Annotated in this window: 13 protein-coding genes; 7 read left to right on the top strand and 6 right to left on the bottom strand. The window is 60.4% G+C overall.

Features of this window, described 5'->3' with window-relative positions; all coding sequences use genetic code 11:
* Window positions 1-120: 120 nt before the first annotated feature.
* The 3 genes from CWM53_RS17980 to dacD form a co-directional block, all read right to left on the bottom strand.
* Window positions 121-1179 carry an FUSC family protein gene (locus CWM53_RS17980; RefSeq protein WP_004203544.1) on the bottom strand — a complete coding sequence of 353 codons (1059 nt, stop codon included), beginning with the start codon at window positions 1177-1179 and terminating at the stop codon, window positions 121-123.
* 98 nt (window positions 1180-1277) lie between these two features.
* Complete coding sequence (gene sbmC / locus CWM53_RS17975) at window positions 1278-1751, bottom strand: DNA gyrase inhibitor SbmC (protein ID WP_074385348.1); 474 nt, start codon at window positions 1749-1751, stop codon at window positions 1278-1280.
* A gap of 177 nt (window positions 1752-1928) precedes the next feature.
* Window positions 1929-3092 carry a serine-type D-Ala-D-Ala carboxypeptidase DacD gene (gene dacD, locus CWM53_RS17970; protein ID WP_165785095.1) on the bottom strand — a complete coding sequence of 388 codons (1164 nt, stop codon included), beginning with the start codon at window positions 3090-3092 and terminating at the stop codon, window positions 1929-1931.
* 180 nt (window positions 3093-3272) lie between these two features.
* Between dacD and sbcB the strand changes: the two genes are divergently transcribed.
* Window positions 3273-4697 (top strand): exodeoxyribonuclease I, encoded by a 1425-nt coding sequence (sbcB, locus tag CWM53_RS17965; RefSeq protein ID WP_100730335.1) that lies wholly within the window; start codon window positions 3273-3275, stop codon window positions 4695-4697.
* A gap of 223 nt (window positions 4698-4920) precedes the next feature.
* Here sbcB and fusA read toward each other — a convergent pair whose 3' ends face one another.
* Complete coding sequence (gene fusA / locus CWM53_RS17960; RefSeq protein WP_004203548.1) at window positions 4921-7023, bottom strand: elongation factor G; 2103 nt, start codon at window positions 7021-7023, stop codon at window positions 4921-4923.
* Between the two features lie 240 nt (window positions 7024-7263).
* Here fusA and CWM53_RS17955 point away from each other — a divergent pair, with 240 nt between their 5' ends.
* Window positions 7264-7572: an ArsR/SmtB family transcription factor gene (locus CWM53_RS17955; RefSeq protein ID WP_008804136.1), complete on the top strand. Its 309-nt coding sequence runs from the start codon at window positions 7264-7266 to the stop codon at window positions 7570-7572.
* 16 nt (window positions 7573-7588) lie between these two features.
* Here CWM53_RS17955 and nifJ read toward each other — a convergent pair whose 3' ends face one another.
* Complete coding sequence (gene nifJ / locus CWM53_RS17950; protein WP_100730336.1) at window positions 7589-11104, bottom strand: pyruvate:ferredoxin (flavodoxin) oxidoreductase; 3516 nt, start codon at window positions 11102-11104, stop codon at window positions 7589-7591.
* 403 nt (window positions 11105-11507) lie between these two features.
* Between nifJ and nifH the strand changes: the two genes are divergently transcribed.
* Genes nifH through CWM53_RS17925 form a run of 5 tightly spaced genes read left to right on the top strand, consistent with a single transcriptional unit; the run spans window position 11508 to window position 16403 of the window.
* On the top strand, window positions 11508-12389 hold the full coding sequence (gene nifH / locus CWM53_RS17945; protein ID WP_004203553.1) for a nitrogenase iron protein: 882 nt from the start codon (window positions 11508-11510) through the stop codon (window positions 12387-12389).
* 16 nt (window positions 12390-12405) lie between these two features.
* Complete coding sequence (gene nifD / locus CWM53_RS17940) at window positions 12406-13854, top strand: nitrogenase molybdenum-iron protein alpha chain (protein ID WP_061153957.1); 1449 nt, start codon at window positions 12406-12408, stop codon at window positions 13852-13854.
* A 55-nt stretch (window positions 13855-13909) separates the two neighbouring features.
* Window positions 13910-15472 (top strand): nitrogenase molybdenum-iron protein subunit beta, encoded by a 1563-nt coding sequence (nifK, locus tag CWM53_RS17935; RefSeq protein WP_008804133.1) that lies wholly within the window; start codon window positions 13910-13912, stop codon window positions 15470-15472.
* Between the two features lie 39 nt (window positions 15473-15511).
* The gene (gene nifT / locus CWM53_RS17930) at window positions 15512-15730 is read left to right on the top strand and encodes a putative nitrogen fixation protein NifT (protein WP_100630817.1); all 219 of its coding nucleotides are present in this window, start codon (window positions 15512-15514) and stop codon (window positions 15728-15730) included.
* A 10-nt stretch (window positions 15731-15740) separates the two neighbouring features.
* Window positions 15741-16403 carry a NifB/NifX family molybdenum-iron cluster-binding protein gene (locus tag CWM53_RS17925; protein WP_100630818.1) on the top strand — a complete coding sequence of 221 codons (663 nt, stop codon included), beginning with the start codon at window positions 15741-15743 and terminating at the stop codon, window positions 16401-16403.
* On the opposite strand, the gene CWM53_RS31720 is transcribed toward CWM53_RS17925, so the two are convergent.
* A partial coding sequence (locus tag CWM53_RS31720) for a hypothetical protein (RefSeq protein ID WP_206062628.1) occupies window positions 16400-16650 on the bottom strand: 251 nt, incomplete at its 5' end. The genes CWM53_RS17925 and CWM53_RS31720 overlap by 4 nt on opposite strands.

Raw genomic sequence — 16650 nt, 5'->3', positions numbered from 1 at the left:
TATAGGGCTAACATAACTGCTAGCAGTCGCTGATGACAATGTTTTTTCCTTTGCGTTTATCATAACCCTAAACGCTGCTGAATCGAAACAACCCATGCAGTTACCCGGTGCATCTGGTGCTTATTTGCGCAACGCGCGGCAGATCAGATGCGACAGCAGCTCCAGCTGACGCGCCAGTTCAATCGAGAGCCAAACATAGCCATGAATTGGGGTTTCCGCCAGGCTGTCGTCACCCTGCTCTTTCATCAGCTGGCGCAGTTCGAGGACGATCTCATTCAGCTTTTCATTGTTGGCGCGCACAGGCTGAGGGTTCCCTTCATACAAGGCGTGGGCGATGGCCAACAGCGTCTGCTGGGTCATCTGCTGCGTCTCCCGCAGGGTGTGCGCATTGAGCATCACAAAATGACCCGGACGGGTGGCCCACCAGGCGTTGATCTGCAGCTCCAGCATGCAGACGAGGTTGCGGCTGACGGTCTGGATAGCCTCGAAGATCGCCTTCTGGATGTGCGTCTCTTTGCTGGCGGGGGTGATCAGCCCGCGCATTTTGACGACGTCGTTCAGCGCCTGCTGGAGATGCTTTTCCAGCCGCGGCCGATCCACCAGATTTGGCGAGAAGCCGGCCTGGTAGAGGCGGTTAAAGTTGGTGACATAGCTGGCCATCTGGATGCGCCAGTGGATGAACGCCCGCTGCGGCCAGATACCGGTAAACAGCATCGCCAGCAGCGAGCCGAAGATCACGTCGCCGCTTCGCCACAGCGCGGTATGCATATCGCCGGGCGGCGCCCCTACCACCACCGACAGGGTAATGCCGATCAGCAGGGCCTGATAGGGTTTCTTGCCCAGCGCCAGCCAGCCGCAGAGGAACATCGCCGCCGCGCACCAGAGGACCATCAGCGGCAGGGAGATGAGCTCAAGCTTCAGCGCCACCAGCCCCAGCGCCGAGCCGAGGATCGTGCCGCCGATGCGCTGAAACGCCCGCGGCACGACGTTGCCCCAGAAGGAGATCGGCCCCATCACCACCACCAGGGTGATGAGAGGCCAGGTCCCCTCAGGCACGTTCAGCAGCCGCACCAGCAAAAAAGTGAGCACAAAGGCCAGCGCAATCCGCACGCCATGCACCACCCGATAATGGCGATACAAGCGGATCTCAAATGGCTTGAGTGATTTATCAGCGCGCACAACCCTCTCCGGCAAAACGAAAAGGCCAATTGTAACTGCTTTTTCGCCCGGAGCGTGCCGGGAATGTAAAAATCCTTGTCCGGAACAGGGGTAAACCGCTACGACGCGACGCGCTCAACGGGGACATACATGTCGATATCCCAGTAGCCGTCGTGGTTGCCGTCGTTGAGATAGATCTCAAAACAGGGCCTGGGGGCCACGCGATACGTCGTGCTCTGCAGCAGGCTGTCGAAAAACTGCATCCACGGGGTGGCGAAATCGTAATCCACCACCCGCGCGCGGGCGCAGGCGTAATCCCCGTCGGCAATCGCCGCCAGTATCACCCCTTCGCTGTTGGCGGGAATGACATAATCCTCATCCACGGTGACCGCCGTCGCGCAGCGCAGTTTTTCCGCCGGCACTTCCTCCGGGTTATCGTAGTACACGGCAACCCATTCGCGGGCGGGCACCTGATGGTTCTCAACCCACATCATCAGTTGCTCAAACCCCTGCTTGACCGTTTGATCCCAGGGCCCGACCAGATGGAAACCGGCAATGGTTTTCTTGCCGAGGGTGGTGACGCTGTAGTTCATCTTGCCTCCTTCGTGGATAAATGACTGTATGAATATACAGTTAATTTAGCAGGAGATCCCCCCTCAGTATGTGCGCGAATTCACAGAGTCGCCATCACCACTGCTGAAAAAACAGACACCTCGCCAGCATGAGCGACAGGCGAAAAAAAACCGCCTGCAAAGAGGCGGTTGGCGTGGTTACAGCTCGTGGTGCAGGTAATCGCTCATTCGCGAGAACACCCCGCCTTTATTGATGCTTTCCAGGGTGACCAGCGGATAGTGCCCCACCACCTTGTCGCCGTCATACAGCGAAATCTCACCAACCCGCTGGTTGGCGGCGATTGGCGCCTCAAGATCCTTCTTATCCAGCACATATTTCGCTTTAATCCGCGACACTTCCGCCTTCGGCAGCGCTAACCAGAAATCCTGATCGGTGCCGAGCTTAATCTGCTCTTTATCGCCGTACCAGATGCGTTCGGTGCCGACCTTCTGGCCTTTCTGCAGCACCTGCACGGTGTCAAAGTTCTGCTGCCCCCAGTGCAGCAGTTTCGCGGCCTGCTGCTCGCGGCCCTTCGGACTGTCCGCCCCCATCACCACGGCGATCAGCCGGCGCTGGCCATCCACCGCCGAGGCGATCAGGTTGAACCCGGCGCCCGAAGTGTGGCCCGTTTTCAGGCCATCGACGTTCATGGTTTTATCCCACAGCAGACCGTTCCGGTTTTGCTGGGTGATCCCGTTCCACGTCAGGCTTTTCTGGCTGTACATATGGTAGACGTCAGGTTCGCCATGAATAATCGCCCGCGACAGCACCGCGAGGTCATAGGCCGAACTGTGCTGGCCCGGGGCGTCGAGGCCGTGGACGGTTTCGAAATGGGTGTCCCGCAGGTGCAGTTTTTCGACATACTGATTCATCAGGGCGACAAACTGCGGCTGGCCGCCGGCGACATAGTCGGCCAGCGCGACGCAGGCGTCGTTACCGGAGTCGACAATCAGCCCACGGCTGAGGTCGCGGACGCTGACGCGATCCCCAGGCTTTAAGAACATCAGGGATGACCCGTCGAACACCGGGTTGCCCTTCGCCCAGGCGTCTTTACCTACGGTGACGATGTCGTCAAAGGTGATACGATGGCTGTCGATGGCGCGATCGACCACGTAGCCGGTCATCAGTTTGGTCAGACTGGCAGGATTGCGCTGCTGATGTTCGTTACCCGCGGTCAGGACCTGACCGGTGGTGTAATCCATCAGCACCCAGGAGCCAGCCTGAATAGGCGGTGGCGCGACCGTAGCAGGGAAGTCGACGGCAAATGCGCATGAAACGCTCGAAGCGAGCAAAGATACAGCAATAAACAAACGGCCTTTCAACGGCATATCCTCTAGATTTACAGATCCGCCGTCCTTTTTACGGAACTTCGCGTTTCATATCAGGGTTTAATTGCAAGAAAATATGACACAGCAGAGGATGTTGCTTGCCGTTACCCTTCTGATGCCCGGGCAAATCGTTTACCATACCCGTCGCACGCCACCACGGATAATGAACAGACTATGCAAGATAGCGTCAACCAGCCCGGATTTTTATTCCACGATTATGAAACCTTCGGCACCAGCCCTTCCCTCGACCGGCCGGCGCAGTTCGCCTCCATCCGCACCGACGCGGAGCTGAACGTGCTGGGCGAGCCCGAGGTGTTTTACTGCAAGCCTGCTGACGATTACCTGCCGCAGCCGCAGGCGGTGATGATCACCGGGATCACCCCGCAGGAAGCGCTGGCCAAAGGGGATAACGAGGCCGCGTTTGCCCGCCGCATCCACGATCTGTTCACAGTGCCGCAAACCTGTATCGTCGGCTATAACAACGTGCGCTTTGATGACGAAGTGACGCGGAATATCTTTTATCGCAACTTCTATGACCCTTATGCCTGGAGCTGGCAGCACGATAACTCGCGCTGGGATCTGCTCGACGTGATGCGCGCTTGCTATGCCCTGCGCCCGGAAGGGATCACCTGGCCGGAGAATGACGAGGGTTTGCCCAGCTTCCGGCTTGAACATCTGACCGTCGCCAACGGTATTGAACACCAGAACGCTCATGATGCGATGGCCGATGTGTACGCCACCATCGCCATGGCGAAGCTGGTGAAAACCCAGCAGCCGCGGCTGTTTGATTATCTCTACAGCCACCGCAATAAGCGCAAGCTGGCGACGCTCATCGACGTGCCGCAGATGAAACCGCTGGTGCATGTCTCCGGCATGTTTGGCGCCGCGCGCGGCAACACCAGCCTGGTGGCGCCCCTGGCCTGGCATCCGGAAAACCGCAATGCGGTGATTATGGTCGATCTGGCGGGCGATATGGCGCCGCTGCTGGAGCTCGATGCCGATGCCCTGCGCGAGCGGCTTTACACCCCGCGCGCCGAGCTTGGCGATCTGCCGGCGGCGCCGATCAAGCTGGTGCATCTCAATAAATGCCCGGTGCTGGCTCAGGCCAATACCCTGCGCCCGCAGGATGCCGACCGGCTGGGGATCTCTATTCAACGCTGTCTGGAGAATGCCCAGCTGCTGCGGGCGAATCCGCAGGTGCGCGAGAAAGTGGTGGCGGTCTATACCGAAGCCGAGCCGTTCGTGCCGTCCGAAAACGTCGACGCCCAGCTTTACAATGGGTTCTTTAGCGATGCCGACCGCGCGGCGATGAAAATCGTGCTGGAAACCGAACCGCGCAATCTGCCGGCGCTGGATATTACCTTCGCCGACAAACGTATCGAACGCCTGCTGTTTAACTACCGGGCGCGCAACTTCCCCGGCACGCTCGATGAACATGAGCAGCAGCGCTGGTTAGAGCACCGTCGTCAGGTGTTTACGCCTGAGTTTTTGCAAGCCTATGCCGATGAGCTGCAGATGCTGTATCAGCAGTATGCGGATGATAAAGAGAAGCTGGCGCAGCTGAAGGCGCTGTGGCAGTACGCACAGGATATTGTCTGATTGGCTGACATTCCCGGGTTGCGGCTAACGCCTTACCCGGGCGACAAACGATGACCGGGGAGGACGCCTGACCGTAGGCCCGCGCAAGCGCAGCGCCGCCGGGCATTGCGTCCCCAGTTCGTGCTTACCTTTTTGCCCGGTGGCGGCTTCGCCTTACTGGGCCTGGGCGCTGGTACCAGAGTAGCCCGGGTAAGACGCCTCGCGTCGCACCCGGGAACGTTGCTTAACTTTTCGCGCGGCTGGCGATGATTTCATCCGCCACATTGCGCGGCGCTTCCGCGTAATGGTGGAACTCCATGCTGTAGGTTGCCCGTCCCTGAGACATCGAACGCAGCGTGGTGGAATAACCAAACATCTCCGCCAGCGGCACGTCGGCGCGGATGATCTGGCTGCCGAAGCGCTCTTCCATCCCCTGCACCATCCCGCGACGGGAAGAAAGATCGCCCATAATATTCCCGGCGTACTCTTCCGGCGTCTCCACCTCGACGTGCATCACCGGCTCAAGGATCACCGGATCCGCTTTGCGCGCGCCTTCCCGGAAGCCAAATATCGCCGCCATGCGGAACGCCATCTCCGAGGAGTCCACGTCGTGGTACGACCCAAAGGTCAGGGTCGCTTTCACGTCAACCACCGGATAACCCGCCAGCACGCCGGTGCCCATCGCTTCGCGCAGCCCTTTCTCCACGGAAGGGATGTACTCGCGCGGCACCACGCCGCCTTTGGTGGCGTCCTCGAAGACGAAACCGCTGCCCGGCTCCAGCGGCTCCAGGGTCAGCACGACGTGCCCGTACTGCCCTTTGCCGCCGGACTGGCGCACAAATTTGCCTTCCACGTCCGTCACTTTCTTGCGCAGGGTTTCGCGGTAGGTGACCTGCGGACGACCAATGTTGGCCTCAACGCCAAACTCGCGCTTCATCCGGTCGACAATGATCTCCAGATGCAGCTCGCCCATACCGGAGATAATCGTCTGGCCGGACTCTTCATCGGTATGCAGACGGAACGACGGATCTTCCGCCGCCAGCCGCTGCAGCGCGATGCCCATTTTCTCCTGATCCGCTTTGGTCTTCGGCTCGATGGCCAGCGAAATCACCGGCTCCGGAAATTCCATCCGTTCGAGGGTAATGATCGCATCCGGATCGCACAGCGTATCACCGGTGGTCACATCCTTCAGCCCAACGCAGGCCGCGATATCCCCGGCGTGCAGTTCGTCAACTTCGTGGCGATCGTTGGCCTGCATCAGCACGATACGCCCGATGCGCTCTTTCTTGCCCTTCACCGGGTTCCACACCGCATCGCCTTTCTTCAGCGTCCCGGAGTAGACGCGGATAAAGGTCAGCTGGCCGACGTAGGGGTCGGTCATCAGTTTGAACGCCAGCGCCGACAGCGGCTCATCGTCGCTCGGATGGCGTTCCGCCGGCTGGCCTTTCTCATCAACGCCCTGTATCGCCGGAATATCCAGCGGCGACGGCATCAGCTCCACCACCGCATCGAGCATGCGCTGCACGCCTTTGTTTTTAAAGGCGCTACCGCAGAGCACCGCCTGGATTTCCCCCTTCACCGTGCGCTGGCGCAGACCGGCAACGATCTCCGCCTCGTCCAGCTCGCCGGTTTCCAGGTATTTATCCATCAGCGCGTCGCTGGCTTCCGCCGCCGCCGAGACCATTTTCTCCCGCCACTCGCGGGCCGTCGCCAGCAGATCGTCAGGGACAGGCCCATAGCTGAAGGTCATGCCCTGGGTGGCGTCATCCCACAGGATGGCGCGCATTTTCACCAGATCGACGACGCCGGTGAAATGCTCTTCGGCGCCAATGGGGATCACAATCGGCACCGGGTTAGCCTTCAGGCGGTCGATCATCATCTGCACCACGCGGAAGAAGTCCGCGCCGGGGCGGTCCATCTTGTTGACGAAGGCCAGCCGCGGAACGTGGTATTTATTCGCCTGGCGCCAGACGGTCTCCGACTGGGGCTGCACCCCGCCGACGGAGTCATACACCATCACCGCGCCGTCGAGCACGCGCATGGAACGTTCCACCTCAATGGTGAAATCCACGTGCCCCGGGGTGTCGATGATATTGATCCGGTGCGGCTCGAAGCTGCGGTCCATACCCGGCCAGAAGCAGCTTACCGCCGCCGAGGTAATGGTGATCCCGCGCTCCTGCTCCTGCGCCATCCAGTCGGTGGTTGCCGCGCCATCGTGTACTTCACCCAGCTTATGGCTCATCCCGGTATAAAACAGGATGCGCTCGGTGGTGGTGGTTTTACCGGCATCGATATGCGCGGAGATACCGATGTTGCGATAACGTTCGAGGGGGATGGGTCGGGGCATGATGCGTCCTTAGTCATTTTGACTGTCAGTCTGCGGTCGGAATGATCCGCAGTTCATTTAACTGCCGCCTATCATAGTACAACTGTACGAGTATATTCGAACTATTTTTGCTATTATTACGATTGGTCAGGTTGCGGCGGCGCGCGTGGTATCAGAACTGGAGTTTGGGTATAGTAGCCGCCAGCCGCCGATATGGGCTGCGGCTACCATGCGCCGCGCCACCGCCGACACAGGATTATTATGATCGCCAATCACCCCGAACGAGAACAAATTCGCCTGGAAAATGTCCTTTCCGCGCTCGGTAACCCACTGCGACTGGAGATCATCCGCACGCTGGCCGACGGCAGCGAGCTGAGCTGCAACGCTCTGCGCCAGGAAGAGGTGGCCAAGTCCACCATGACCCACCACTGGCGCGTCCTGCGCGACAGCGGTGTGATCTGGCAACGGCCTCAGGGACGGGAGAACATGATTTCGCTGCGCCGGGAAGATCTGGACGCCCGTTTTCCCGGCCTGCTGGATACGCTGCTGAACGTGATGCAGCAGCCGTGAATCGCTAACCGACAGCCTACTCCTCCCCCGCCAGCCGCTGATACTGTCTGAAACGCGCCCGGGCATCGTCCTCCGTTTTCCGGAACAGCGCGTCCGCCAGATCCGGCGTGGTTTTGTGCAGCGCGGCGTAGCGCACCTCGCCGAGTAAAAAGTCGCGGAAACTCTCTTCCGGCTCTTCGGAGTCCAGTATAAACGGCGTTTTGCCCTCGGCTTCCCGCTGCGGATGATAGCGCCACAGGTGCCAGTATCCCGCCTCCACCGCCCGCTTCGCCTCGCGCTGACTGCAGCGCATCCCGGCTTTCAGGCCGTGGTTGATACAGGCGGCATAGGCGATCACCAGCGACGGTCCCGGCCAGGCCTCGGCCTCGGCGATGGCCCGCAGGGTCTGATCTTTATCGGCGCCCATGGCGATCTGGGCGACGTAAACATTGCCGTAGCTCATCGCCATCATGCCGAGATCTTTTTTACGCGTGCGTTTCCCCTGAGCGGCAAATTTGGCGATCGCCGCCACCGGGGTCGACTTGGACGACTGGCCGCCGGTGTTGGAGTAGACCTCGGTATCAAACACCAGAATATTGACGTCTTCCCCACTGGCCAGCACATGATCGAGGCCGCCAAAGCCGATATCGTAGGCCCAGCCGTCGCCGCCGAAGATCCACTGCGAACGCCGGACGAAATAGTCGCGGTTCTGCCAGAGCTGCTCCAGCAGCGGGACGCCCTCTTTTTCCACCGCCAGCAACGCACTGAGGCGGTCCGCGCGCTCGCGGGTCCCCTCCCCCTCATCCTGCTGCGCCAGCCACTGCTGCATCGCGGCGTGAAGCGCGTCGCTGACCGGCAGCGCCAGCGCGGTGGTCAGCTCCTCGGCGATCTGTTGGCGGATAGCCTGGCCGCCAAGCATCATGCCGAGACCGAACTCGGCGTTATCCTCAAACAGCGAGTTTGCCCACGCCGGGCCGTGGCCGCGATGGTTGGTGGTATAGGGCATCGAAGGCGCGCTGGCGCCCCAGATCGAAGAGCAGCCGGTGGCGTTGGCGATCAGCATCCGGTCGCCAAACAGCTGGGTAATAAGCCGGGCATAGGGCGTTTCTCCACAGCCCGCGCAGGCGCCGGAAAACTCCAGCAGCGGCGTTTCGAACTGGCTGCCTTTGACCGTCGTTTTACGAAACGGGTTATCTTTTGGCGCCAGCCCCAGGGCGTAATCCCAGACCGGAGCCATCGCCCGCTGGCTGTCGAGGGAGACCATCTGCAGCGCCTTACCGCGCGACGGGCAGCTCTCCACGCAGTTGCCGCAACCGGAGCAGTCCAGCGGCGAGATAGCCAGATGATAGTGATAGTCTTTGGCCCCCTGGGCGGGTTTACTCAGCAGCCCGGCGGGAGCCGTGTCTTGCTCTTCAGCGCTCAGTAACGCCGGGCGGATCGCCGCATGCGGGCAGACAAAGGCGCACTGGTTACACTGGGTACAGCCGTCAGGCTGCCAGACCGGCACCTCCAGCGCGATGCCGCGCTTCTCCCAGGCGGCGGTGCCGGAGGGAAAGGTGCCGTCTTCCATCCCGGCGAAGGCGCTCACCGGCAGCAGGTCGCCACGCTGGCGGTTCATGGGCTGCAGGATATCGCGGATGAAGTCCGGCATCAGGGCGCTCGCCTGCGGTGCCGGCACCTCGAGGGTCGCCCAGTGAGCGGGAACCGTCACCCGGTGCAGCGCTGCCATCCCCAGCTCGATAGCCCGCTGGTTCATCTCAATGACGCTCGCCCCTTTGCTGCCATAGCTTTTCTCCACCGCCTGCTTGAGATAGTCCGCCGCCGTTTGCGGATCGATAATCGCCGTCAGCTTAAAGAACGCCGCCTGCATCAGCATGTTAAAGCGCCCACCGAGGCCCAGCTCGCGGGCAATGTCCACCGCATTAAGGGTATAAAAGTCGATCTTTTCCTGCGCCAGATAGCGCCGGACGCTGACCGGCAGGTGCTGCTCCAGCTCTGCCTCGGACCAGCTGCAGTTGAGCAGAAAAGTGCCTCCCGGCTTCAGCCCCTCCAGCAGGTCGTAGCGGTCGACATAGGATTGCTGAGAGCAGGCGATAAAATCGGCCCGGTGGATCAGGTAGGGCGAGGTGATCGGCCGGTCGCCAAAGCGCAGGTGCGAAACGGTGATCCCCCCGGACTTTTTCGAGTCGTAGGAAAAGTAGGCCTGGGCGTAGAGTGGCGTGTTATCGCCGATGATCTTGATGGCGCTTTTGTTCGCCCCGACGGTGCCATCCGAGCCCATGCCCCAGAATTTACAGGCGGTGATCCCGGCATGGGAGACCGCCAGCGGTTCCTGCCGGGCGGGCAGCGAGGTAAAAGTGACATCATCGACAATACCCAGGGTAAAGCCGTCCTTCGGCAGCGGCTGTCTGAGGTTGTCAAACACCGCGGCGATATCGTTGGGCAGCACGTCCTTACCGCCGAGCGCGTAGCGGCCGCCGACAATCAGCGGCGCATCGTCGCGTTGATAGAAGGCGTTCTTGACGTCGAGGCACAGCGGTTCCGCCTGCGCCCCCGGCTCCTTGGTGCGGTCAAGGACGGCAATACGCTGCACGCTGGCGGGCAGTTGCGCGAAAAAGTGCGCCAGCGAGAAGGGCCGATAGAGATGGACGCTGAGCAGCCCCACCTTCTCCCCCGCCGCATTCAGCGTCTCCACCACCTCCTGGACGGTGTCGCACACTGAGCCCATGGCGATAATTACCCGCTCGGCATCCGGCGCGCCGTGGTAATTAAACAGGTGATATTCCCGCCCGGTCAGCGCGGTGATCTTCGCCATATAGCTTTCCACCAGATCGGGCAGTGCGAGGTAGAAGCGGTTACCGGCCTCCCGCTCCTGGAAGTAGATATCCGGATTTTGCGCGGTGCCGCGGATCACCGGATGATCCGGGTGCAGCGCCTGCCGACGAAAGCGCTCCAGCGCCGAGCGGTCCAGCAGCGTCGCCAGTTGCTCATACGCCAGCACCTCAATCTTCTGTATTTCGTGCGAGGTGCGAAAGCCGTCGAAGAAATTGATAAACGGGATCCGCCCGGCGATCGCCGTCAGGTGCGCCACTGCCGACAGGTCCATCACCTGCTGAACGTTATTCTCCACCAGCATGGCGCAGCCGGTCTGGCGCACCGCCATCACGTCCTGATGGTCGCCAAAAATATTCAGCGAATTGGTCGCCAGCGCCCGCGCGCTGACGTGAAAAACGCCTGGTAGCAGTTCACCGGCAATTTTGTACAAATTGGGGATCATCAGCAGCAGCCCCTGCGACGCGGTGTAGGTGGTGGTGAGCGCTCCCGCCTGCAGCGCGCCGTGGACCGCCCCGGCGGCACCGGCTTCGGATTGCATCTCCATCAGGCGCACCGGCTGGCCAAACAGGTTCTTTTTTCCCTTGGCAGCCCATTCATCGACATTTTCCGCCATCGGCGTGGAGGGGGTGATGGGGTAGATGGCCGCCACGTCGGTAAAGGCGTAGGAGATCCAGGCCGCCGCCGTGTTGCCATCCATTGTTTTCATGTTTCCGGACATCGTTCAATCCTCAAAGGTGAGCGTTCTCTTTACCGCGGCAGCCCGCGGCAAACCCTGTCACCTCTCCAAGCACAGCCTGTGCCAGCTCGCAAATTGCCGCCTGTCACTCATCAATTCAACAGGTTAAGGGAAGAAACGCGCAGGCCCGTCCGGCGGGATTGCGGGGAATAAGACACTGTGCGCGACAAGCTGTTGAACAGGTGACAAAGCGCCGCGCCGGGCCCGTGGGGGGAAATTGTTCTGTTTCGCACATTTGGTGGCGTTATTGTGCCGTTTGCTCAGCCTCCCGGCGCGGCCGGTTTACAAAAAACATTTATTTATCAAATAACTGATCAAAAATTCGCAGCTGGTACGTTCCCTGCACTTCTCTGCTGGCAAACACTCAACAACAGGAGAAGTCACCATGACCATGCGTCAATGCGCTATCTACGGTAAAGGCGGTATCGGTAAATCCACCACCACCCAGAATCTCGTCGCGGCCCTCGCCGAGATGGGTAAGAAAGTGATGATCGTCGGCTGCGATCCGAAAGCGGACTCCACCCGTCTGATCCTTCACGCTAAAGCCCAGAACACCATCATGGAGATGGCGGCGGAAGTGGGCTCGGTCGAGGATCTGGAGCTCGAAGACGTTCTGCAAATCGGCTATGGCGATGTCCGTTGCGCCGAATCCGGCGGCCCGGAGCCAGGCGTCGGCTGCGCCGGACGCGGGGTGATCACCGCCATCAACTTCCTCGAGGAAGAAGGCGCCTATGAAGAAGATTTGGATTTCGTCTTCTATGACGTCCTCGGCGACGTGGTCTGCGGCGGCTTCGCTATGCCGATCCGCGAAAACAAAGCTCAGGAGATCTACATCGTCTGCTCCGGCGAGATGATGGCGATGTATGCCGCCAACAATATCTCCAAAGGGATCGTGAAGTACGCCAAATCCGGCAAGGTGCGCCTCGGCGGCCTGATCTGTAACTCGCGCAAAACCGACCGGGAAGACGAACTGATCATCGCCCTGGCGGAGAAGCTTGGCACGCAGATGATCCACTTCGTTCCCCGCGACAACATTGTGCAGCGCGCGGAGATCCGCCGGATGACGGTGATCGAGTACGACCCGACCTGTCAGCAGGCCAACGAATATCGTCAACTGGCGCAGAAGATCGTCAATAACACCAAAAAAGTGGTGCCGACGCCGTGCACCATGGACGAGCTGGAATCGCTGCTGATGGAGTTCGGCATCATGGAAGAAGAAGACACCAGCATCATTGGTAAAACCGCCGCTGAAGAAAACGCGGCCTGAGCACAGGATCCTCACCATGACCAACGCAACAGGCGAACGTAACCTTGCGCTCATCCAGGAAGTCCTGGAGGTGTTTCCCGAAACCGCGCGCAAAGAGCGCAGAAAGCACATGATGATCAGCGATCCGCAGATGGAGAGCGTCGGCAAGTGCATTATCTCGAACCGTAAATCGCAGCCCGGGGTGATGACCGTACGTGGCTGCGCCTACGCGGGCTCGAAAGGGGTGGTGTTTGGGCCAATCAAAGACATGGCCCATATCTCGCACGGCCCCATCGGCTGCGGCCAGTACTCGCGCGCCGGACGACGCAACTACTTTACCGGCGTCAGCGGTGTCGACAGCTTCGGCACCCTGAACTTCACCTCTGATTTTCAGGAGCGCGACATTGTTTTCGGCGGCGATAAAAAGCTGACCAAACTGATCGAAGAGATGGAGCTGCTGTTCCCGCTGACCAAAGGGATCACCATCCAGTCGGAGTGCCCGGTGGGCCTGATCGGCGATGACATCAGCGCCGTGGCCAACACCAGCAGCAAGGCGCTGGATAAACCGGTGATCCCGGTGCGCTGCGAAGGCTTTCGCGGCGTATCGCAATCGTTGGGCCACCATATCGCCAACGACGTGGTGCGCGACTGGGTGCTGAACAATCGCGAAGGGCAGCCGTTTGCCAGCACCCCGTACGATGTTGCCATCATTGGCGATTACAACATTGGCGGCGACGCCTGGGCCTCGCGCATTCTGCTGGAAGAGATGGGGCTGCGCGTAGTGGCGCAGTGGTCCGGCGACGGCACCCTGGTGGAGATGGAGAACACCCCATTCGTTAAGCTCAACCTCGTCCACTGCTACCGTTCGATGAACTATATCGCCCGCCATATGGAGGAGAAACATCAGATCCCGTGGATGGAATATAACTTCTTCGGCCCGACCAAAATCGCCGAATCGCTGCGCAAGATCGCCGATCAATTTGATGACACCATTCGCGCCAATGCGGAAGCGGTGATCGCCAAATATGAGGGGCAGATGGCGGCCATCATCGCCAAATATCGCCCGCGGCTGGAGGGACGCAAAGTGCTGCTGTACATGGGGGGGCTGCGGCCGCGTCACGTCATCGGCGCCTATGAGGATCTCGGGATGGAGATCATCGCCGCCGGCTACGAGTTTGCCCATAACGATGATTACGACCGCACCCTGCCGGACCTGAAAGAGGGCACCCTGCTGTTTGACGATGCCAGCAGCTATGAGCTGGAGGCCTTCGTCAAAGCGCTGAAACCTGACCTCATCGGCTCCGGGATCAAAGAGAAATATATCTTTCAGAAAATGGGGGTGCCGTTCCGCCAGATGCACTCCTGGGACTATTCCGGCCCCTATCACGGCTATGACGGCTTCGCCATCTTTGCCCGCGATATGGATATGACCCTGAACAATCCGGCGTGGAACGAACTGACTGCCCCGTGGCTGAAGTCTGCGTGATTGCCCCTTCACTGTCCCGTCAGTCCACCGATTTGTGGCGCGGGAGGAGAACACCATGAGCCAAACGATCGATAAAATTCACAGCTGTTATCCGCTGTTTGAACAGGATGAATACCAGACCCTGTTCCAGAATAAAAAGACCCTTGAAGAGGCGCACGACGCGCAGCGTGTGCAGGAGGTTTTTGCCTGGACCACCACCGCCGAGTATGAAGCGCTAAACTTCCAGCGCGAGGCGCTGACCGTCGACCCGGCCAAAGCCTGCCAGCCGCTCGGCGCCGTACTCTGCGCGCTGGGGTTCGCCGGCACCCTGCCCTACGTGCACGGCTCCCAGGGCTGCGTCGCCTATTTTCGCACCTACTTTAACCGCCATTTTAAAGAGCCGGTCGCCTGCGTCTCCGACTCCATGACCGAGGACGCGGCGGTGTTCGGCGGCAACAACAACATGAATCTGGGCCTGCAGAATGCCAGCGCGCTGTATAAACCCGAGATTATCGCCGTCTCCACCACCTGCATGGCCGAGGTGATCGGTGACGATCTGCAGGCGTTTATCGCCAACGCCAAAAAAGAGGGATTTGTTGACGACAGCATCGCCATTCCTTACGCCCATACCCCCAGCTTTATCGGCAGCCATGTCACCGGCTGGGACAATATGTTTGAAGGATTCGCGAAGACCTTTACCGCTGACTACGCCGGGCAGCCGGGCAAACAGCAAAAGCTCAATCTGGTGACCGGATTTGAGACCTATCTCGGCAACTTCCGCGTGCTGAAGCGGATGATGGCGCAGATGGATGTCCCGTGCAGCTTGCTCTCCGACCCTTCAGAGGTACTCGACACCCCCGCCGACGGCCATTACCGGATGTATGCCGGCGGCACCAGCCAGCAGGAGATCAAAACCGCGCCGGACGCCATTGACACCCTGCTGCTGCAGCCGTGGCAACTGGTGAAAAGCAAAAAGGTGGTTCAGGAGATGTGGAACCAGCCCGCCACCGAGGTGGCCGTTCCGCTGGGCCTGGCCGCCACCGATGCGCTGCTAATGACCGTCAGTCAGCTGACCGGCAAACCGATTGCCGATGCCCTGACCCTGGAGCGCGGCCGGCTGGTCGACATGATGCTGGACTCCCACACCTGGCTGCATGGCAAAAAATTCGGTCTCTACGGCGATCCGGATTTCGTGATGGGGCTGACGCGCTTCCTGCTGGAGCTGGGCTGCGAGCCGACGGTGATCCTCAGCCATAACGCCAATAAACGCTGGCAAAAAGCGATGAAGAAAATGCTTGATGCCTCGCCGTACGGTCAGGAAAGCGAAGTGTTCATCAACTGCGACCTGTGGCACTTCCGGTCGCTGATGTTCACCCGTCAGCCGGACTTTATGATCGGTAACTCCTACGGCAAGTTTATCCAGCGCGATACCCTGGCGAAGGGCAAAGCCTTCGAAGTACCGCTGATCCGTCTTGGCTTTCCGCTGTTCGACCGCCATCACCTGCACCGCCAGACTACATGGGGCTATGAAGGCGCAATGAACATCGTCACGACGCTGGTGAACGCCGTGCTGGAAAAACTGGACCACGACACCAGCCAGTTGGGCAAAACCGATTACAGCTTCGACCTCGTTCGTTAACCATCAGGCGCCCCGCCGCAGGCGGGGCCAGGAGGGAGTATGCCCATCGTGATTTTCCGTGAGCGCGGCGAGGCGCTGTATGCCTATATCGCCAAACAGGATCTGGAGGCCCGGGTGCTCCAGGTCGAACATGACGAGACGGAGCGCTGGGGCGGCGCGATTGCCCTTGAAGGGGGACGTCGCTACTACGTCAATCCGCAGCCGGGGCGCCCCGTCTTCCCGATAAGCCTGCGCGCCACCCGCAGCACGCTGCTATAAGGAGCTGGAAATGTCCGACAACGATACCCTTTTCTGGCGTCTGCTGGCGCTGTTCCAGACGCTGCCGGAGCTGCAGCCGGTGCAAGTCGTCGACTGGCTGGCGCAGGAGTGCGGCGAAACGTTGACCCCGGCACGGTTAACCACCCTGACGCAGCCTCAGCTGGCCGCCAGCTTTCCTTCGGCGACGGCGGTGATGTCCCCGGCCCGCTGGGCGCGGGTCATCGCCTGCCTGCAGGGGGTGCTGCCCGGCCATTTGCGCATCGCCCGCCACCCTCAGCGAACGCCGCAGCTGCGGGTCGCTTTTTGCTCGCAGGATGGTCTGGCCATCAATGGTCATTTTGGCCAGAACCGGCTGTTTTTTATCTATGCCTTCGATGACCAGGGCGGCTGGCTGGCGGATCTGCGCCGCTATGCCTCTTCTTCTGCGGCGTCGGACGCCAGCGAGATGCGCGCCAGGCTGCTGGAGGATTGCCATCTGCTGTTTTGTCAGGAGATTGGCGGGCCTGCCGCCGCGAGGTTGATCCGCCATCAGATCCATCCGATGAAAGCGCCGCCGGGCACGACGATTCAGGCGCAGTGCGAGGCGGTGAGCGCGATGCTGGCCGGCCGGCTGCCGCCGTGGCTGGCGAAGCGCCTCAACCGGGATAACCCTCTGGAGGAACGTGTTTTTTAATCGTTGCGTTTTACTTGTTGCCCGCCGACCCCGCGGGCTTTTTTTTGCCCCCGCAGGGGCATCCTTTCTTTCAGCAAGGCAAGCGCCGCAGGACAGGGACAAAAGTAACAGCCGGGGGTTGGGCGCATCAGGAAATGTTGAGCTTGCTCCCCGCCGACCCCGCGGGCTTTTTTTGCCCCCGCAGGGGCATCCTTTCTTTCAGCAAGGCAAGCGCCGCAGGACAGGGACAAAAGTAACAGCGGGGGGT

Source organism: Klebsiella sp. A-Nf5 (assembly GCF_002810545.1).
Taxonomy (GTDB): domain Bacteria; phylum Pseudomonadota; class Gammaproteobacteria; order Enterobacterales; family Enterobacteriaceae; genus Klebsiella; species Klebsiella variicola.
Note: the sequence above shows the minus strand (reverse complement) of the source record. Positions and strands in the feature narration are given on the sequence as shown.